This window comes from Streptomyces flaveolus, assembly GCF_014648815.1.
GTDB lineage: Bacteria > Actinomycetota > Actinomycetes > Streptomycetales > Streptomycetaceae > Streptomyces > Streptomyces flaveolus.
This window is the reverse complement of sequence record NZ_BMRV01000002.1, coordinates 472,932-490,121: the sequence shown is the minus strand read 5'-3', so window position 1 is coordinate 490,121 and position 17,190 is coordinate 472,932. Positions and strand designations below refer to the sequence as shown.

The window sequence follows — 17,190 nt, the reverse complement described above, 5'->3', positions numbered from 1 at the left end:
GTTGCCTGCGGCGGCCTGTGCGGGTTCGGTGGGGGTGCGGGTAGCGCGGTGCGGGGTGCTGTGGGTCGGGGACGTGTCGGGGGGTGTCCGTCCTCGGAACGGCGCGGAATCGGTCCCTCAAGAGCAGGCGGGGCGTTGACGCGCCAACCGCTGCGGGCGGACACCCCCCGACACGTCCCCTCCGCGCCGTACGCGGCTGACGGCCGTCTCGCCTCCGCCCCGGCTGCGGGCAGTCGTGCCTTCCCCCAGTGCCTGAACGGCCTGGGAGGCACCCCGGCAACGCCGGGCCACGCGAACCCACCCCCGGCCCACATGCACGCCGGGCACCCCGCAACGCCGGGTTACGCGTCCCGTCGGGAGACGGCTCGCGGGAGTGAGCTGGGGCACACCTGACGTAAAGTTGGGGCCGGTCGAACCTGACCGCGGCAGATCGGAAGGGCAGCAGGCGTGACCGTCGACGACACGGGCTCCGGCGCGGACGGGGACGGCCGGGTGGACCCCGAGCCCGACCCGGATTCCGCCGATTCCGGCGAGGACCCGCTCGCGCTGCGCCTCGAGGGACTGATCCTGGGCGCCGAGCGTCGCTACACCCCCTTCCAGGCCGCCCGCAGCGCGGGCGTCTCCATGGAGCTGGCCTCGCGTTTCTGGCGGGCCATGGGCTTCGCCGACATAGGCCAGGCCAAGGCGCTCACCGAGGCCGACGTCCTGGCCCTGCGCCGCCTGGCCGGTCTGGTCGAGGCGGGGCTGCTCAGCGAGGCCATGGCCGTGCAGGTGGCCCGGTCCACCGGGCAGACCACCGCCCGGTTGGCCGAGTGGCAGATCGACTCCTTCCTGGAGGGCCTGACCGAGCCGCCGGAGCCGGGGATGACCCGCACCGAGGTGACGTATCCGCTGGTCGAGCTGCTGCTGCCGGAGCTGGAGGAGTTCCTCGTCTACGTCTGGCGCCGTCAGCTCGCCGCCGCGACCGGCCGGGTCGTGCAGGCCGGTGACGACGAGGAGATGGTGGACCGGCGCCTCGCGGTCGGCTTCGCCGATCTGGTCGGCTTCACGCGGCTGACCCGACGGATGGAGGAGGAGGAGCTCGGCGAGCTCGTCGAGGCCTTCGAGACCACCGCCGCCGACCTGGTGGCCGCCCGCGGCGGGCGCCTGATCAAGACCCTCGGCGACGAGGTGCTGTACGCCGCCGACGACGCGGGCACCGCCGCCGAGATCGCGCTGCGCCTCATCGAGACGATGGCGAACGACGAGACCATGCCGGAGCTGCGCGTCGGCCTCGCCTTCGGCACGGTGACCACCCGTATGGGCGATGTCTTCGGGACGACCGTGAACCTGGCCTCCCGGCTCACCTCGATAGCCCCCAAGGACGCCGTGCTCATCGACTCCGCCTTCGCCGAGGAGCTGATCCGCACCGGCGACGCCCCGTCCTCCGAGGCGGAGGCGGCCGAGGAGGCCGCCGCGGCGGAGAAGGAGGGCGAGGAGCCCCCGGCGTACCGCTTCGGGCTCCAGCCGATGTGGCAGCGGCCGGTGCGTGGTCTCGGCGTGGTCGAGCCGTGGCTGCTCACCCGGCGGGGCGACGGCGGGGAGTAGACGGCCGGGAGCGGACGTGGGCGGGTGTCAGCCGTCGCCGTCCAGCAGGTCCACGCACAGCCCGAGCAGCGGCACGCACAGTCCCCCCGGCGGCTCCGGACGCGGGGCGGGCGTCGTGCGGCTCGGCGCGGGCGTGGGGCGCGGCGTGGGAGTGCCGGCGTCCGGGGGCTGCGGGGGCTGCGGTTCGGCGGGCGTCGGATCCCCGGCGCCGGTGCCCGGCGCGTGCGGGGTGTCCGGCGTGTTCGGGCGCTGTGGGACGGTCGTGGAGCCGGCCGCCGACGGGTCCGCGGCGGAAGCACCCGACGCCGGCGGGCGTGGTGTCGTGGAGCCGCTCGCGGACGGGTCCGGTATCGGGTCGCCCGGTCGGGGGGACGCGCTCAGGCCGCCCATGACGGACGTCGCCGACGGGCTCACCCCGGGCGTGGCGCCGCCGCCCGAGGTGGAGCCGGTGCCCGGGTGCTCGTCGGAGTCCCCCGTGCCGTTCCTGCCCGTCTCCACGCGCGGTGCGGCCTCGGCGCCGTAGCCGTCCAGGGCGCCGCCCCCGGGCTCGGGGACCAGGCGTACGAGGCTCAGGGCGCCGGCCGCCAGCGCCAGGCCGCCGACCGCGAGGACGGCCTTGCGGGGACGCGGCCGGCGATGACGGCCCCGGATCCGGGGAAGCCGCGGGCGCGGTGTGGTCGGCGTGTCCGTCGTCGTCATGAACCCTCCCCGGTGCGCAGGTGCCCCCCGCCGCTGCGCTTGGCGAGCGACCATAGGCGCTGCGGCGTGCCGGGCCGGCGGCATCGACCGGATGTCACTCGAACGGGTGGACGGGGGCGTGGTCCCGCGGCGGCACGCGCCCGGCCTTTCCCCGCGCCCCCGCGCCTGCGATGATCGGGCCGTCGAGTTGTTAACCCGCGTTAACCGGAGGGTGTCATGAGCGAGGAGCGGTTCGGAGAGTTCGTCCTGGTGCGGCGGCACGGGGACGGGCATGTCGCGGAGCTCGCCCTCGACCGGCCGAAGGCCATGAACGCCGTCTCGACCGCGATGGCCCGGTCCATCGGCGCGGCGTGCGCGGCGCTGGGCGAGGACCGGGACGTACGGGTGGTGGTGCTGACCTCGACGCACGAGCGGGCGTTCTGCGTCGGCGCGGACCTGAAGGAACGCAACTCCTTCTCCGACGCCGACCTGCTGCGCCAGCGGCCGGTGACGCGGGGCGCGTACACCGCGGTGCTGGAGCTGCCGGTGCCGACGGTCGCGGCCGTGCACGGGTTCGCGCTGGGCGGCGGCTTCGAGCTGGCGCTGTCGTGCGACGTGATCGTGGCCGACCCCACGGCGGTGGTGGGCCTGCCCGAGGTGTCGGTCGGGGTGATCCCGGGCGGCGGCGGTACGCAGCTGCTGCCGCGCCGGGTGGGGGCGGCGCGCGCCGCCGAGCTGGTGTTCACGGCGCGGCGGGTGGAGGCCGCGGAGGCGCGCGAGCTGGGCCTCGTCGACCAGCTGGTGGGCGAGGGGCAGGACCGCGAGGAGGCGCTCGGCCTGGCGTCCCGGATGGCCGCGAACTCGCCCGTGGGGCTGCGGGCTGCCAAGCGCGCGCTGCGGCTCGGGCACGGGCTGGATCTGCGGGCCGGCCTCGAGGTAGAGGACGCGGCGTGGCGGTCGGTGGCCTTCTCGGGGGACCGGGCGGAGGGGGTCGCGGCGTTCAACGAGAAGCGGGCGCCGCGCTGGCCCGGGGAGTGACGGGCGAAGGGTCCGTTCCGGCCCCCGTTCGCGTCACCCATGTCCACTTTTGGGTAAATCGTCCCTAGCCTGGAGTGATGGGTGAGGACAGACGGCTCGCGGCCGTCGTGGCGTTGGCGCAGGGCATGGCCGCCGCGCACAGTTCCCGGGAGGCGTGGCGGGCGGCGGCCCTGGGCGCCTGCCGGGCGCTGGGCGGCAGCTTCGCGGCCCTGTCGGTGTGGGAGCGCGAGCTCGGCCGGCTCCGGGTCCTGGTGAACGTGGGCGAGCGGGCCGAGGACGAGGAGGAGTTCCCCGAGGACGAGTCCTACCCCGTGCACCAGTTCGCGGAGATCACCGAGTTCCTGCACGAGCGCTGGGCCGGCGGCGGCGAGCCCGACGCCTGGGTCGAGACGGCCGCGGGACCCGCGGCGGGGAGCCCCGGGTACGTCCACCAGCGCGTCGCGGCCCTGCGTCGCCGCGGGCGCGGCTGCTGCGTGGTCGCGCCGATCGTGCTGCACGGCCGCGCCTGGGGCGAGCTGTACGTGGCCCGACCGGTGGGCGAGGCCGTCTTCGCGCGGGGCGACGCGGACTTCGCCACCGTCCTGGCCTCGGTGGTGGCCGCCGGGATCGCGCAGACCGAGCGGCTCGAGGAGGTCCGGCGCCTCGCGTACACCGACGCGCTCACCGGGCTCGCCAACCGCAGGGCGGTCGACACCCGTCTGGACGAGGCGGTGGAGCGGCACCGTACGGAGGGTGTCGTCGTCAGCCTCGTCGTGTGCGACCTCAACGGGCTCAAGCGGGTGAACGACACCCACGGGCACGCCGTCGGCGACCGGCTCCTGGAGCGCTTCGGGTCGGTGCTGTCGCTGTGCGGGGCCATGCTGCCGGGGGCGCTCGCGGCCCGGCTCGGCGGTGACGAGTTCTGTCTGCTCGCGGTCGGGCCGCCCGCCGACGCGGTGGTCAAGGCGGCCGAGGAGCTGTGCCGCCGGGCGGCCGAGCTGGAGCTGGGCGACGGCGTGGCCTGCGGGGTCGCGTCCACCGAGGACCCCGTGGGGCCCGTTCGCTCCGCCCGCCGGCTGTTCCGGCTGGCGGACGCCGCGCAGTACCGGGCCAAGGCGGAGCGGGCCGACCGGCCGGTGGTGGCCGGGCGCGAGGGACCCGACGATCCCGTCGTGCGGCTGGCGGACCAGCCGCCCCGGGAGGAGAACGGGGAGCGGCGGCGTTTCCGCGGGCGCCATTCGCCCTAGGGACCGTGCGGCGCCCCCGCGCCGTCCGGGTAAGGGGTGCCCCCCGCGACCAGGGGTGACATCATCGAATTCACTGCGTACGCTCCTGAATATGAATATGCACACTGTGGTGGTGGGGACGTCCGGGGTCACCGCGTCCGACGTCCTCGCCGTGGCGCGTGCCGGCGCCCGGGTCGAGCTCTCCGAGGAAGCGGTGGCGGCGCTGGCCGCGGCCCGCGGCATCGTGGACGCGCTGGCCGCCAAGCCGGACCCCGTCTACGGCGTGAGCACCGGCTTCGGCGCCCTGGCGACCCGGCACATCAGCCCGGACCTCCGCGCCCAGCTGCAGCGCAACATCGTCCGCTCGCACGCCGCCGGCATGGGGCCGCGCGTCGAGCGCGAGGTCGTGCGCGCGCTGATGTTCCTGCGTCTGAAGACCGTCTGCTCCGGGCACACCGGCGTCCGCCCCCAGGTCGCGCAGACCATGGCCGACGTCCTCAACGCCGGGATCACCCCGGTCGTGCACGAGTACGGCTCCCTCGGCTGCTCCGGCGACCTCGCGCCGCTCTCCCACTGCGCCCTCACCCTCATGGGCGAGGGGGACGCCGAGGGTCCCGACGGCACCGTACGGCCGGCGGGCGAGCTGCTCGCCGAGCACGGGATCGCCCCCGTCGAGCTGCGCGAGAAGGAGGGCCTCGCGCTCCTCAACGGCACCGACGGCATGCTCGGCATGCTGGTCATGGCCCTCGCCGACCTCGACACCCTCTACAAGTCCGCCGACGTCACCGCGGCGCTGACCCTGGAGGCCCTGCTCGGCACGGACCGGGTGCTCGCGCCCGAGCTGCACGCCATCCGCCCGCACCCCGGACAGGCCGCGAGCGCCGCCAACATGGCCGCCGTGCTCAAGGGGTCCGGCCTGACCGGCCACCACCAGGACGACGCCCCCCGCGTCCAGGACGCCTACTCGGTGCGCTGCGCCCCGCAGGTCGCCGGTGCCGGGCGCGACACGATCGCCCACGCCCGCCTGGTCGCCGAGCGGGAGCTCGCGGCGGCCGTGGACAACCCCGTCGTCCTTCCCGACGGGCGCGTGGAGTCCAACGGCAACTTCCACGGCGCCCCGGTCGCCTACGTCCTGGACTTCCTCGCCGTGGCCGTCGCCGACCTCGGCTCCATCGCCGAGCGGCGCACCGACCGGCTGCTCGACAAGAACCGCAGCCACGGCCTGCCGCCGTTCCTCGCGGACGACGCTGGCGTGGACTCCGGCCTGATGATCGCCCAGTACACGCAGGCCGCCCTGGTCAGCGAGCTGAAGCGGCTCGCCGTACCGGCCTCGGCGGACTCCATCCCGTCCTCCGCCATGCAGGAGGACCATGTGTCCATGGGCTGGTCGGCGGCGCGCAAGCTGCGCACGGCCGTGGACAACCTCACCCGGGTGATCGCCGTCGAGTTGTACGCCGCCACGCGCGCGATCCAGCTCCGCGAGGGCCTCACCCCGGCGCCGGCCTCGCGGGCGGTCATCGACGCCGCGCGGGCGGCCGGTGTCGAGGGCCCCGGACCGGACCGGTTCCTCGCCCCCGACCTGGCCGCCGCGGACGCCTTCGTGCGTGCGGGGAGCCTGGTGGCGGCGGCGGAGACGGTCACCGGACCGCTGCGCTAGCCGAGCCCACGGGGCCCGTCGCGCAGCTGTGCGACGGGCCCCGTGGCATGACGGCGACTCCCCGGGCGACGGCGCACACGCGGGGCGGCGCCCGGCAAAGTCAAGATTGCCAAAAGAACGTCAAGTGATTTCAAAAATCAAGGCGTTCCCGGCGCACCGAGTACACGACGAACCCCGCACCGAGGCCGAGACAGGCGGTGCCGCCGATGACGTACGGGGTGCTGTCGAAGCTTCCGGTGTCGGCCAGCCGGGCGCTCTGCTCGCCGGTGGCCGCCGTGTCCGTCGACACGGCTCTGGCCTGCTCGGTGACCTGCGGGGACGGGCTCGTGGAGGCGGTACCCGCGGCCTGGGTCCCGGGTGTCGCGTTCGCGGACGGGACGAACCACAGGGCGCACAGCAGGCCCCCCGCGGCGGCGGCGGTCAGCAACGGACGGCGAGCGGATGACACGGAATATCGATCCCCTTGTGGCGCTGGCGAATTGGCCGTGTGGGCAGATGTTAGTGAAAGGCGCGGGTCACAGGAAAGTCACGGGAGCGGTCGGTCGTACTCTCCGGGCATGAGCACTCCAGAGACATCACGTTTTGTGCGGCTTCGCGTGGACCTCGTCCTGGCGATCGACGACGAGGAGGCGGTCACCGGAGCCGCGCTGCAGACCCTCGCTGACGACTCCGAGCTGCCCGACGCGGAACGGGCGCACGCCGAGCGTGCTGTGACCGAGGACACCGCCGAGGCCCTGGCCTATCTCGTGGATCCGTTCGACCTGGTCAGCGCGGTGCCCGGGATTGAACTCCAGCAGGCCTCCTGGAGCAGTGAGCAGATCGACTACGACCCCGACTCGCCCGACTGGGACCTGGACGAGGATGATGGCGGCCAGGACGATCCGGAAGACGGGAAATCAGCGGCCGGCTGACGCGCCGTGGGGAAAATCGTGCCCCCCGGCGGCAACCGCCGTCAGGGGTTTCGCCGTCTCAAGGGGCGCACCGACCGGCCCCCGCACCACCATCGCCCCGAGGCGGAGTGGTATGTCCCACACCGGCTGACGATATGGAACGGGACGAACCGGTCGTAGCGTTGAACGTCTTGACGGGGGAGCTCGGGGTTTCGGGAATCGGCAACGATGGAGAAGCGTGTGATGACGGACGGTAAGCGGCGCAAGGGCCTGGCGGCCGCGTCCGCACTGCTCGGCGGTGTGCTGGTGCTTTCGGCATGTTCCAGCAATGACGCCGGCGCCTCCGGGGGTGGGGACGACGGCACCTCGCAGGCGCAGGTCGACGAGGCGGCAGCCAAGAAGACCTCCGAGGCCCAGATCAAGATCACGCCTGAGAACGGCTCGGACAACGCCTCCATCAACAACTCGGCCACCGTCACCGTGAGCAAGGGCACGCTCACGGAGGTCAAGATGACCACGACGGACGGCACCGAGGTCAAGGGCGAGATATCCGCCGACAAGACCAGCTGGAAGCCCAGCACCCAGCTGGAGCGGGCCACCACCTACAAGCTGACGGCGACCGCGCAGGACTCCGAGGGCCGCGCCGCCCACGAGAACTCCTCGTTCACCACGGTCTCCAAGAGCAACAGCTTCATCGGCACCTTCACCCCGGACGACGGCAAGACCGTCGGTGTGGGCATGCCCGTGTCGATCAACTTCGACAAGGAGATCACCGACAAGGCCGCTGTCCAGAAGGCGATCACCGTCAACACCACCAGCGGCCAGGAAGTCGCCTGCCACTGGTTCAGCACCCAGCGCATGGACTGCCGCCCCGAGAACTACTGGCAGGAGGGTTCCACCGTCACCCTCAAGCTGGCGCTCGACGGCGTCGAGGGCGCCGACGGCGTCTACGGCGTCCAGCAGAAGACGGTCACCTTCAAGATCGGCCGCAACCAGGTCTCGTACGTCGACGCGAAGACCAAGCAGATGAAGGTCACGCAGGACGGCAAGACCGTCCGCACCATCCCGATCTCCGCGGGCTCGCCCGACAACAAGACCTACGAGGGCCAGATGGTGATCTCCGAGAAGTACAAGGAGACCCGGATGGACGGCTCGACCGTCGGCTTCACCGACGACGACGGCAAGGGCGAGTACGACATCAAGGACGTGCCGCACGCCATGCGTCTGAGCACCTCCGGCACCTTCATCCACGGCAACTACTGGGGCAAGGGCATCTTCGGCAGCGCCAACACCAGCCACGGCTGCGTGGGCCTGGAGGACGCCAAGGGCGCCGACGACCCGAACACGCCGGGCGCCTGGTTCTACAACAACTCCATCGTCGGTGACGTGGTCGTCGTCCAGAACACCGGCGACAAGACCATCGCCCCGGACAACGGCCTCAACGGCTGGAACATGGACTGGGCCCAGTGGAAGGCGGGTTCGGCGGTCTGACGCCGAACCTCCCGCGGCTCACCGCGACTTCACGACGGACGCCCGTCGCCCCTCACCGGGGGCGGCGGGCGTCCGCCGTTCCCCCCCCGCTTCTCATCCTCCTCTTACGCGGGCCTTATCCCTTCATCACGGGCCGTCCCTACCTTTCGGCCATGTTCTTCACCTACCTGAGGCGCGAGCTGCGCCGCCGCCGAAGGGCGGCCCTCGTCGTCGCCTCCGGCCTGGCGCTGGGCATCGCGCTGGTCATCGTCGTCGACTCCGTCTCCTCCGGCATGGGCAGGGCTCAGGACAAGGTCCTGCAGTCCCTGTACGGCCTGGGCACGGACATGACGGTCACCAAGGCCGCGTCGCCCACCCCCAGCACCTCCGAACGGCCGCGCTTCCGCTTCGACGCGCAGGACGACGGCTCCGAGGAGGAGCAGAGCACCGACCGCGTCATGGTGCAGGGCTTCCAGACACTGGCGAGTTCGACCGTCGGCAAGGTCGCCGGGCAGAGCGGCGTCGCGGACGCGGTGGGCGGGCTGAGCCTGCAAGTCGTCAAGGTCAGCGGACAGTTCACACGCGGTCAGTTCCAGCAGGACGGCTCGGGCGGCGGCCAGGGCCAGGGACAGGACGGCGGGCCGGGCGCCCAGCAGGCCCCCGAGGGCCGCGTCCAGGGCGGTGGCGCGGACTTCGACGTCAACAGCTACTCCGTCTACGGCACCGACGTCACCGAGCCCGCGCTCGGCCCGCTGACCTCCTCCTCGATCACCAGCGGCCGTACCTTCAAGACGTCGGAGACCGACGCCAAGGTCGCCGTCGCCGACGCGGCGTACGCCAGGGAGAAGAAGCTCAAGACCGGCTCCACGGTCACCATCAAGAGCACGAAGTTCCTGGTCGTGGGCATCGCCACGGCCGACAGCGGCGACGCGGCGGCCAACCTCTACGTGCCCCTGGCGCAGGCCCAGACGCTGGGTGACGCGAAGGACAAGGTCACCACGATCTACGTCAAGGCGACCGACTCGCAGCAGATCGACGGCGTCAAGTCCGCGATCCAGAAGAACATCTCGGGCACCACGGTCACCACGTCCGCCGACCTCGCCGACACCGTCTCCGGGTCGCTGTCCACCGCCTCCTCCCTCGCCGCCGGCGTCGGCAAGTGGCTCTCCGTCGTGGTGCTGGCCGCCGCGTTCCTCGTCGCCGGCCTGCTCACCTCCTCGGCGGTCTCCCGCCGGGTGCGCGAGTTCGGCACGCTCAAGGCGCTGGGCTGGCGCTCGGGCCGGGTGACCCGGCAGGTGGTCGGCGAGGCCGTCGTCAACGGCCTGGTCGGCGGCGTCCTCGGCATCGCGCTCGGCCTGGCGGGCGCGTACGCCGTCACCGCGGTCAGCCCGACGCTCGAGGCCCAGCTCGGCGGCGGCACCGGCGGCGGAGGCGCGGTCGGCGGCTTCGGGGGTGGCGGCATGGGCGGCCCCGGCCGGGGGACCGCCGCGAAGACCCTGGACATCGCGCTCACCGCGCCCGTCAGCCTCACCACCATCGCCCTCGCGGTCGCCCTCGCCGTGGCCGGCGGACTCGTCGCGGGCGGCTTCGGCGGCTGGCGCGCCTCCCGGCTGCGCCCCGCGGACGCCCTGCGCCGCGTCGAGTAGCGCCAACCTCCACACCTTTCCCAGGAGTTGCACCATGTACGAACTCAGCGGCGTCACCAAGCGCTACACCCGCGGCAAGGACACCGTGCACGCCCTCGACGGCGTCGACCTGACCATCGCCGACGGCGACCGGCTCGTCATCCAGGGCCCCACCGGCGGCGGCAAGTCCACCCTGCTGCAGATGCTGGGCGCCCTGGACCGGCCCACCTCCGGCGAGATCGTCCTCGACGGCACCGACCTGGCCAAGCTGCCCGAGGCCCGGCTGACCCGGGTGCGCAGCGAGAGCATCGGCTTCGTCTTCCAGTCCTTCAACCTCATACCGACCCTGACCGCGCAGGAGAACGTCGAGACCGCGCTGGTCCCACTCGGCGTCAGGACGAAGGAGCGGCGCGAGAAGGCCGCCGAGGCGCTGGAGTCCGTCGGGCTCGGCGAGCGGCTCGGTCATCTGCCCGGCGAGATGTCGGGCGGCCAGCAGCAGCGGGTCGCCATCGCCCGTGCGCTGGTCAAGCAGCCGAAGGTGCTGCTCGCCGACGAACCCACCGGAAACCTCGACGAGTCGACGCGCGACGAGATCATGGACGTACTCGACCGCATGTGGCAGGAGCTGGGGCTCACCTTCGTGATGGTCACCCACGACTCGGCGATCGCGAAGAAGGCCCCGCGCCTGGCCACGATCCGCAAGGGGCGGATCAGCATCAGGGAGAACGCCTCGGCGTGAGCCCCGGCCGTCACGGGCGGGCGAAGGCCCCCGCCGCCGCGGCCAGCGTGGCCGTGGCGGCGGCCTGTTCGGGCAGCCGCGGGTCGGGAGCGGCCCGCAGCAGCACCAGGTGGTGGTAGAGCGGCGCGGTCGAGGCGACCAGCAGGCGCCGGGCGTCGGTGTCCGACGGGAGTTCGCCGCGCCGCACGGCGCGCTCCACGACGGCTTCGCAGCGCGTGTACCGGTCCTCCCACAGCCGCTGCTGGGCCCGGGCGGCCTGCTCGGAGCGGAACGAGGCGGCGATCAGGGCCGCGGCGACCGACGGCCGGGCGACGAGGGACTCCTGGATCTCGGTGTTGAGCGCCAGCAGGTCGCCCCGCAGGGATCCGGTGTCCGGGGGCTGCCAGTCGTCCTCGCCCGCGGCGTCCAGGACATCGGCGAGCAGGCCGCCGACATCCCGCCAGCGCCGGTAGACCGTGGTGCGGTGCACGCCCGCGCGGGCCGCGACGCCTTCCGGCGTGAGCCCCTCGAAACCGTGGTCACCGAGTTCGGCACACACCGCGGCGATCACCTGGGCCCGGACACGGGCGGTACGGCCCCCGGGCCGGCGTGCGCCCGGGGAGGCGGGCGCGCCGTCGGCGGGGCGGTCGTCGGCGGGGCGGCCGCGGTCCGGCGGAGGGCCCGGCGGGTCGGTCATGGGAAATCCCGATTGCTCATGGACGTGGGGACGTGGCAGCATCCTAATGCATCAGCCGTCGCATTAATGGAGCTGGAAACCGCGATGCCACTCGTCCCCGCCGATCCGACCGTGCTCCACCCGATGCCCGGGCAGCCGCGCGTCGTGCAGCTCAAGCCGCTGGTGAAGTCGCCGCTCATCGAGGTGGGGGAGTACTCCTACTACGACGACCCGGACGACCCGACCGCGTTCGAGACCCGCAACGTGCTCTACCACTACGGCCCGGAGAAGCTGGTGATCGGCAGGTTCTGCGCCCTGGGCACCGGCGTGCGCTTCCTCATGAACGGCGCCAACCACCGCATGGACGGTCCCTCCACCTTCCCCTTCCCCACCCTGGGCGGCTCCTGGGCCGACCACTTCGACCTGCTCACCGGCCTGCCCGGCCGCGGGGACACCGTCGTCGGCAACGACGTCTGGTTCGGCCACGGCGCCACCGTGCTGCCCGGCGTACGGATCGGGCACGGCGCGATCATCGGCACCGGCGCGGTGGTCACCTCGGACGTGCCCGACTACGGCATCGTCGCCGGCAACCCCGCCCGGCTGATCCGCACCCGCTACGACGCGTCCGACATCGCCCGGCTGCTCGCGGTGGCCTGGTGGGACTGGCCCGTCGAGCACCTCACCGAGCACATCCGCACGATCATGTCGGGCACCGTCGCCGGACTGGAGGCCGTGGCCCCGTGACCCCGGCCGGTCCCCGTGACCCCGGACGGCCGGACCCCCGCCCCCGCCCGCCCCGCAACCCGGAACGAGGTGTCGTCGTGCCCCGGCGTCCTGCCCACATCGCGATGGTCGGCATCCCCGTCGTCAGTCACGTGCTGCCCAGCCTCGCGGTCATCCGCGAACTGGTGGCACGCGGCCACCGGGTGACCTACGCCAACGACCCGGCGGTCGGCGACCTGATCGCTCCGACCGGTGCCGAGCCCGTCCCCTGCCCCTCCGTACTGCCGGTCGCCGACAACGACTGGCCCCAGGACCCCGTCGCCGCGATGAGTCTCTTCCTCGACGACGCCGTCCAGGCACTGCCCCGACTGCGCGCCGCCTACGACGACGACCCGGCCGACCTGTACCTGTACGACATCGGCGCCTACGCCGCCCGCGCCCTGGCCGAGTCCCAGAGGCGGCCCGTCCTCCAGCTGTCCCCGACGTTCGTGGCCTGGGACGGCTACGACCAGGACGTCGGGGCACCCCTGCGGAGACTGCCCGGCGCCGACGCGTACCGGACGAGGTTCGCCCGGTGGCTCGCCGAGTGCGGGGCGGCCACCACCGACGTCGACGCCTTCTCCGGCCCCCCTGCCCGGGCCCTGGCCCTGATCCCCCGGGCGATGCAGCCGCACGCCGACCGGGTCGACCCGGGCACGGTGACCTTCGTCGGCCCCTGCCTCGAAGCGCCGGAAAACGCGGACACGTGGACCCGTCCCGCGGACGCGGAGACCGTGCTGCTGATCTCCCTGGGCTCGGCGTACACCCGGCAACCGGAGTTCTACCGCCAGTGCCTCGCGGCCTTCGGCGACCGGCCCGGCCTGCACGTGGTCCTCCAGATCGGCACGCACACCGACCCCCGGGAACTCGGCGAGATCCCGCCGAACGTCGAGGTCCACTCCTGGGTTCCGCAGCGGGCGATCCTGGAGCGGGCCGACGCGTTCGTCACCCACGCCGGCATGGGCGGCTGTGGCGAGGGACTGCTGGCGGGCGTCCCGATGATCGCCGTACCGCAGGCCGCCGAACAGTTCATGAACGCCGACCGGCTGATGGAACTGGGCGTGGCCCGGCGCGTCGACACCGCCGACGCCACCGCCGAGACCCTGCGGGCGGCCCTGCACGGCCTGCTCACCGACCCGGAGGTGCGCCGCCGGTCGGCACGGCTGCGTGCCGACACACGCGCCGAGGGCGGCACCCGGCGCGCCGCCGACCTCGTCGAGGAGGCGTTGGCCTGAGAGCGGAGGCCGGCCGCAGGGTCACGGCGTCAGCGAGGCCGCCGCGTCCGTCCCCCAGCTCGCCAGCAGCCGCAGCGCCTCCGCCGACGACGAGCCCGGCTCGGCGTGGTAGGTGATGAACGCCTGCTCCTCGTCGTCGACCAGGCGGAACGTCTCGAAGGACAGGGTCAGGTCGCCGACCAGCGGGTGCCGCATCCGCTTGACGCCGTAGCTCTTCTCCTTGACGTCGTGCGTGGCCCACAGCCGCCGGAACTCCTCGCTCTTCACGGACAGCTCGCCGACCAGGGCGGACAGCCGCGGGTCGTCCGGGTGCCGGCCCGCGTCCATGCGCAGGAAGCTGACCATGTCGTACGCCTTCTGGTCCCAGTCGACGAACAGCTCGCGGTACTCCGGGTTCAGGAAGACCAGCCGCGCCCAGTTCCGCTCCTGGGCCGGCAGTTCGCCCCAGTCGCCGAAGAGGGCGGCGGCCATGCGGTTCCAGGCAAGGATGTCCGACCGGCGGCCCGTCACGTAGGCGGGCACCGTGTCGATCGACTCCAGCAGCTGGAGCAGCGCCACCCGCACCGGCTGCTGCGCCCGCCCCGCCGAGGCCCGCCTGCGCTGCTGCTTCGGCTTGGCGAGGTGCGTCAGGTGGGCGTGCTCGGCGTCGGTGAGCCTGAGCGCCCGGGCGATGGAGTCCAGGACCTCCGTCGACACGTTCTGTCCGTTGCCCTGCTCGAGCCGTGTGTAGTACGCCACGGACACGCCGGCGAGCTGCGCCAGCTCCTCGCGGCGCAGTCCGGGCACCCGGCGGTGCCGTCCGTACTCCGCCAGCCCCACGTCCTGCGGCTTCAGCCGGGCCCGCCGGGTCCGAAGGAACTCGCTCAGTTCGGCACGCCGGTCCAGCTGTCCATCCATGCCCTCCAGTATTCCCGGTCGTACGCACAGGAGCCTGTCCCCGCTGGTGGTAGGCACGCTGGACGTAGGCACAACCGTGGTCTGGGTGGACTCCGGCGGGAGAGGCAGGGTGGAGAGCGAACACCCCTCTACGAGAATCCCGGAGACTCCGGCATGACCACCACTGTCGCCGCATACGCCGCCCCCGCCGCCAAGGCTCCGCTGGAGCGCACCACCATCGAGCGGCGCGAGGTGCGCGAGCACGACGTCCTGATCGACATCAAGTTCGCCGGCATCTGCCACTCCGACATCCACCAGGCCCGCGAGGGCTGGGGCGAGGCCATCTTCCCGATGGTCCCCGGCCACGAGATCGCGGGCGTCGTGGAGGCGGTCGGCTCCGGTGTGACGAAGTTCAAGGTCGGCGACCACGTCGGCGTCGGCTGCATGGTCGACTCCTGCGGTGAGTGCGAGAACTGCGTGGCGGGCGTCGAGCAGCACTGCGTCCGCGGCAACGTGCCGACGTACAACGGCGTCGGCAAGGACGGCGAGCCCACCTACGGCGGGTACTCGCAGAAGGTCGTCGTCGACGAGGCCTTCACCCTGCGCATCCCGGACGGACTGCTGCTGGACGCTGCCGCGCCGCTGCTGTGCGCCGGCATCACCACGTACTCCCCGCTCAAGCACTGGGGCGCGGGCCCCGGCAAGAAGGTCGCCGTCGTCGGCCTGGGCGGCCTCGGCCACATGGGCGTCAAGATCGCGCACGCCCTCGGCGCCGAGGTGACGGTCCTCTCCCAGTCCCTGCGCAAGAAGGACGACGGCCTCAAGCTGGGTGCCGACCACTACCACGCGACGAGCGACCCGAAGACCTTCGAGGAGCTGGCGGGCTCCTTCGACCTGATCCTCTCCACGGTCTCCGCGCCCCTGGACTTCGGCGCGTACCTGGGCCTGCTGAAGACGGGCGGCGCCCTGGTGAACGTCGGCGCCCCCGAGGAGCCGATCTCGCTGAACCTCTTCTCCCTCATCGGCGGCAACAAGACCCTCGCCGGCTCGATGATCGGCGGCATCGCCGAGACCCAGGAGATGCTGGACTTCTGCGCGGAGCACGGCATCGGCGCCGAGATCGAGCTGATCGCCGCGTCCGAGATCAACGAGGCCTACGAGCGCGTCCTGGCGAGCGACGTCCGCTACCGCTTCGTGATCGACACGGCGACGATCTGACCGGTCGACCGCACCCGCAGGCCGAGCGCGTCCCTCCGGGGGCGCGCTCGGCCGCTTCCTGGGGCCGGGTGGCTCCCACCGGGGTCGGGTGGACCGGCGACGCCGAGGAAGCCGCGATGAAGCGCGCCCTGGCCGCACGGGCCGCGGACACCTCCATCCTCGCCTCGTCCGAGAAGATCGGCACCGCATCCCGGCTCCGCCTCCTGGCCTGGGGCGGCAGGGGGGCGAGGTCCGGACGGCCGGCTGAGGCACCGCGGTGGGTCACGCGGCCGGGACGCCCTCCGGCGGAGCGGCGGACGCAAGGCCGGTCATGTGCGTCCGCCGGGGCAGCAGGAGCGGGGTGGCGAGCAGGAGGACGCCCGAGACGGTGATCGCGGTCAGGGGGCCGGTGAGGCCGGCGAGGACGCCCCAGATCATCATCAGAGCGGCCTGTACGAGTCTGCTGCTGACGCTCCACGTACCGATGACCCGCGCGGCACGGTCCGCGGGGGTCCGTTGCAGGCGTTCCGTGGCGTAGATCGGGTTGAAGACGCCCATGCAGGTGATCAGCAGGCCCTCGACGACGATCACGGTGAGGAGCCCGGGGACGCCGGGCCGGACGAACGCGAGACCGAGCGGGAAGAGGGACCGCAGCCAGCCGGAGACGGCCATCACCCGGTACCGGCCGTAGCGCCTCACCAGGCGGGCCGAGAGGCGGGCGCCCACGAAGCCGCCGAGCGCCGGGATACCGAAAGCGATCCCGTACTGCCAGGCCGGGAAGCCGTACTCGCCCAGCAGGAGGACGGCCAGGAGCGGGACGGTGGCCATGATCAGGCCGCTCACCAGGACCGAGTTGAGGAACAGCCGCCGCAGGACCCGGTCGTGGAGGATGAACCGCCATCCGGCGAGAAGACCGGCTCGGCCCGACCCGGTCGCCGGGTCGCGTGGTGTCGCGACATCGCCGCCGCGGATGCGCAGGATGCCGAGCGCGGACAGCAGGTAGCTGAGGGAGTCGGCCAGGACCGTGACGACCGGGCCGAGCAGCCCGACGAGCGCGCCGCCGATGGGCGGGCCCGCCGCGGTCGCCACCCAGTTGGTGCCCTCGAACCTGCCGTTGGCGACGAGGAGGCGGTCACCGCGGACGAGGTGCTTCAGGTAGGCGCCGGACGCGGCGGTGAAGGCGATGCCCGCGGTCCCGGAGACGACCGAGACGACCAGCAGCTGGACGTAGGACAGCAGGCCGAGGACGTACGCGACCGGGACGCTCGCCATTGCCAGGAACCGGGCCAGGTCCGTGGCGATCATCACCGGACGCTTGGCCCGGTGCTCGACCCACGGCCCCAGCGGGAACGCGGCGATCGCCGCGACCGCGAGCCCGGCCGCCTCCAGCAGGGAAACCGCGAACGCCGACGAGTGGAGCACGCGCACCGCGATCAGCGGGAAGGCGCCGAACGCCGTCCACGTGCCGTACGTGCTGACGGCGTAGGCCAGCCACAGCCGGCCGAAATCGGACCCCGGTCCCACGCGCACGACTCCTCCGGAACAACCGATGCTTGGGTCCGCCCATCACATCGGT

16 protein-coding genes and 1 pseudogene are annotated in these 17,190 nt (G+C 72.9%); 12 read left to right on the top strand and 5 right to left on the bottom strand.

Annotated elements, in window-relative coordinates; genetic code table 11:
- Positions 1–447 precede the first annotated feature (447 nt).
- Entirely contained in the window at positions 448–1,587 is a 1,140-nt protein-coding gene (locus IEZ05_RS06115) for an adenylate/guanylate cyclase domain-containing protein (RefSeq protein ID WP_189228966.1), read from the top strand.
- A 27-nt stretch (positions 1,588–1,614) separates the two neighbouring features.
- On the opposite strand, the gene IEZ05_RS06110 is transcribed toward IEZ05_RS06115, so the two are convergent.
- Positions 1,615–2,286, bottom strand: a complete 672-nt coding sequence (locus tag IEZ05_RS06110) for a hypothetical protein (protein ID WP_229869581.1) — start codon at positions 2,284–2,286, stop codon at positions 1,615–1,617.
- 216 nt (positions 2,287–2,502) lie between these two features.
- Here IEZ05_RS06110 and IEZ05_RS06105 point away from each other — a divergent pair, with 216 nt between their 5' ends.
- The 3 genes from IEZ05_RS06105 to hutH all read left to right on the top strand — a co-directional run bounded on the left by IEZ05_RS06105 (position 2,503) and on the right by hutH (position 6,165).
- Entirely contained in the window at positions 2,503–3,303 is an 801-nt protein-coding gene (locus IEZ05_RS06105; RefSeq protein ID WP_189228965.1) for an enoyl-CoA hydratase/isomerase family protein, read from the top strand.
- A 77-nt stretch (positions 3,304–3,380) separates the two neighbouring features.
- On the top strand, positions 3,381–4,529 hold the full coding sequence (locus IEZ05_RS06100; RefSeq protein ID WP_189228964.1) for a GGDEF domain-containing protein: 1,149 nt from the start codon (positions 3,381–3,383) through the stop codon (positions 4,527–4,529).
- Between the two features lie 97 nt (positions 4,530–4,626).
- The gene (gene hutH, locus IEZ05_RS06095; RefSeq protein ID WP_189229219.1) at positions 4,627–6,165 is read left to right on the top strand and encodes a histidine ammonia-lyase; all 1,539 of its coding nucleotides are present in this window, start codon (positions 4,627–4,629) and stop codon (positions 6,163–6,165) included.
- Positions 6,166–6,295: 130 nt separating this feature from the next.
- Here the strand turns inward: hutH and IEZ05_RS06090 are convergent, their stop codons facing one another.
- Positions 6,296–6,613, bottom strand: coding sequence for a hypothetical protein (locus IEZ05_RS06090; protein ID WP_189228963.1), 318 nt, complete (start codon positions 6,611–6,613; stop codon positions 6,296–6,298).
- A 109-nt stretch (positions 6,614–6,722) separates the two neighbouring features.
- Between IEZ05_RS06090 and IEZ05_RS06085 the strand changes: the two genes are divergently transcribed.
- The 4 genes from IEZ05_RS06085 to IEZ05_RS06070 all read left to right on the top strand — a co-directional run bounded on the left by IEZ05_RS06085 (position 6,723) and on the right by IEZ05_RS06070 (position 10,889).
- A complete protein-coding gene (locus tag IEZ05_RS06085) occupies positions 6,723–7,076 on the top strand; it encodes a hypothetical protein (RefSeq protein ID WP_189228962.1) in 354 nt (117 codons plus the stop codon).
- A gap of 222 nt (positions 7,077–7,298) precedes the next feature.
- Positions 7,299–8,546, top strand: a complete 1,248-nt coding sequence (locus IEZ05_RS06080; protein ID WP_189228961.1) for a L,D-transpeptidase — start codon at positions 7,299–7,301, stop codon at positions 8,544–8,546.
- A 152-nt stretch (positions 8,547–8,698) separates the two neighbouring features.
- Positions 8,699–10,171 (top strand): ABC transporter permease, encoded by a 1,473-nt coding sequence (locus tag IEZ05_RS06075; protein ID WP_189228960.1) that lies wholly within the window; start codon positions 8,699–8,701, stop codon positions 10,169–10,171.
- 34 nt (positions 10,172–10,205) lie between these two features.
- Positions 10,206–10,889 (top strand): ABC transporter ATP-binding protein, encoded by a 684-nt coding sequence (locus IEZ05_RS06070; RefSeq protein WP_189228959.1) that lies wholly within the window; start codon positions 10,206–10,208, stop codon positions 10,887–10,889.
- A 10-nt stretch (positions 10,890–10,899) separates the two neighbouring features.
- Here IEZ05_RS06070 and IEZ05_RS06065 read toward each other — a convergent pair whose 3' ends face one another.
- On the bottom strand, positions 10,900–11,565 hold the full coding sequence (locus IEZ05_RS06065) for a TetR/AcrR family transcriptional regulator (RefSeq protein ID WP_189228958.1): 666 nt from the start codon (positions 11,563–11,565) through the stop codon (positions 10,900–10,902).
- An 84-nt stretch (positions 11,566–11,649) separates the two neighbouring features.
- On the opposite strand from IEZ05_RS06065, the gene IEZ05_RS06060 reads away from it, so the two are divergent.
- Together IEZ05_RS06060 and IEZ05_RS06055 are read left to right on the top strand one after the other, a co-directional pair.
- Entirely contained in the window at positions 11,650–12,288 is a 639-nt protein-coding gene (locus tag IEZ05_RS06060; protein WP_189228957.1) for a CatB-related O-acetyltransferase, read from the top strand.
- A 104-nt stretch (positions 12,289–12,392) separates the two neighbouring features.
- On the top strand, positions 12,393–13,541 hold the full coding sequence (locus IEZ05_RS06055) for a macrolide family glycosyltransferase (RefSeq protein WP_189229218.1): 1,149 nt from the start codon (positions 12,393–12,395) through the stop codon (positions 13,539–13,541).
- A gap of 21 nt (positions 13,542–13,562) precedes the next feature.
- Here the strand turns inward: IEZ05_RS06055 and IEZ05_RS06050 are convergent, their stop codons facing one another.
- Positions 13,563–14,438, bottom strand: coding sequence for a helix-turn-helix transcriptional regulator (locus IEZ05_RS06050; protein ID WP_189228956.1), 876 nt, complete (start codon positions 14,436–14,438; stop codon positions 13,563–13,565).
- A 153-nt stretch (positions 14,439–14,591) separates the two neighbouring features.
- Between IEZ05_RS06050 and IEZ05_RS06045 the strand changes: the two genes are divergently transcribed.
- The gene (locus IEZ05_RS06045; RefSeq protein WP_189228955.1) at positions 14,592–15,635 is read left to right on the top strand and encodes an NAD(P)-dependent alcohol dehydrogenase; all 1,044 of its coding nucleotides are present in this window, start codon (positions 14,592–14,594) and stop codon (positions 15,633–15,635) included.
- 92 nt (positions 15,636–15,727) lie between these two features.
- A pseudogene (locus tag IEZ05_RS37040) lies at positions 15,728–16,006 on the top strand (hypothetical protein); the annotation flags it as partial.
- Here IEZ05_RS37040 and IEZ05_RS06040 read toward each other — a convergent pair.
- Positions 15,897–17,144 carry an MFS transporter gene (locus tag IEZ05_RS06040; protein ID WP_189228954.1) on the bottom strand — a complete coding sequence of 416 codons (1,248 nt, stop codon included), beginning with the start codon at positions 17,142–17,144 and terminating at the stop codon, positions 15,897–15,899. The pseudogene IEZ05_RS37040 and the gene IEZ05_RS06040 sit on opposite strands and share 110 nt — an antisense overlap.
- Positions 17,145–17,190 lie beyond the last annotated feature (46 nt).

Excerpts from the sequence above, each read along its gene's own strand:
- IEZ05_RS06110 (WP_229869581.1), bottom strand. The coding sequence starts at position 2,286 with ATGACGACGACGGACACGCCGACCACACCGCGCCCGCGGCTTCCCCGG.
- IEZ05_RS06105 (WP_189228965.1), top strand. The coding sequence starts at position 2,503 with ATGAGCGAGGAGCGGTTCGGAGAGTTCGTCCTGGTGCGGCGGCACGGG.
- IEZ05_RS06100 (WP_189228964.1), top strand. The coding sequence starts at position 3,381 with ATGGGTGAGGACAGACGGCTCGCGGCCGTCGTGGCGTTGGCGCAGGGC.
- hutH (WP_189229219.1), top strand. The coding sequence starts at position 4,627 with ATGCACACTGTGGTGGTGGGGACGTCCGGGGTCACCGCGTCCGACGTC.
- IEZ05_RS06085 (WP_189228962.1), top strand. The coding sequence starts at position 6,723 with ATGAGCACTCCAGAGACATCACGTTTTGTGCGGCTTCGCGTGGACCTC.
- IEZ05_RS06080 (WP_189228961.1), top strand. The coding sequence starts at position 7,299 with ATGACGGACGGTAAGCGGCGCAAGGGCCTGGCGGCCGCGTCCGCACTG.
- IEZ05_RS06075 (WP_189228960.1), top strand. The coding sequence starts at position 8,699 with ATGTTCTTCACCTACCTGAGGCGCGAGCTGCGCCGCCGCCGAAGGGCG.
- IEZ05_RS06070 (WP_189228959.1), top strand. The coding sequence starts at position 10,206 with ATGTACGAACTCAGCGGCGTCACCAAGCGCTACACCCGCGGCAAGGAC.
- IEZ05_RS06065 (WP_189228958.1), bottom strand. The coding sequence starts at position 11,565 with ATGACCGACCCGCCGGGCCCTCCGCCGGACCGCGGCCGCCCCGCCGAC.
- IEZ05_RS06060 (WP_189228957.1), top strand. The coding sequence starts at position 11,650 with ATGCCACTCGTCCCCGCCGATCCGACCGTGCTCCACCCGATGCCCGGG.
- IEZ05_RS06055 (WP_189229218.1), top strand. The coding sequence starts at position 12,393 with ATGGTCGGCATCCCCGTCGTCAGTCACGTGCTGCCCAGCCTCGCGGTC.
- IEZ05_RS06050 (WP_189228956.1), bottom strand. The coding sequence starts at position 14,438 with ATGGATGGACAGCTGGACCGGCGTGCCGAACTGAGCGAGTTCCTTCGG.
- IEZ05_RS06045 (WP_189228955.1), top strand. The coding sequence starts at position 14,592 with ATGACCACCACTGTCGCCGCATACGCCGCCCCCGCCGCCAAGGCTCCG.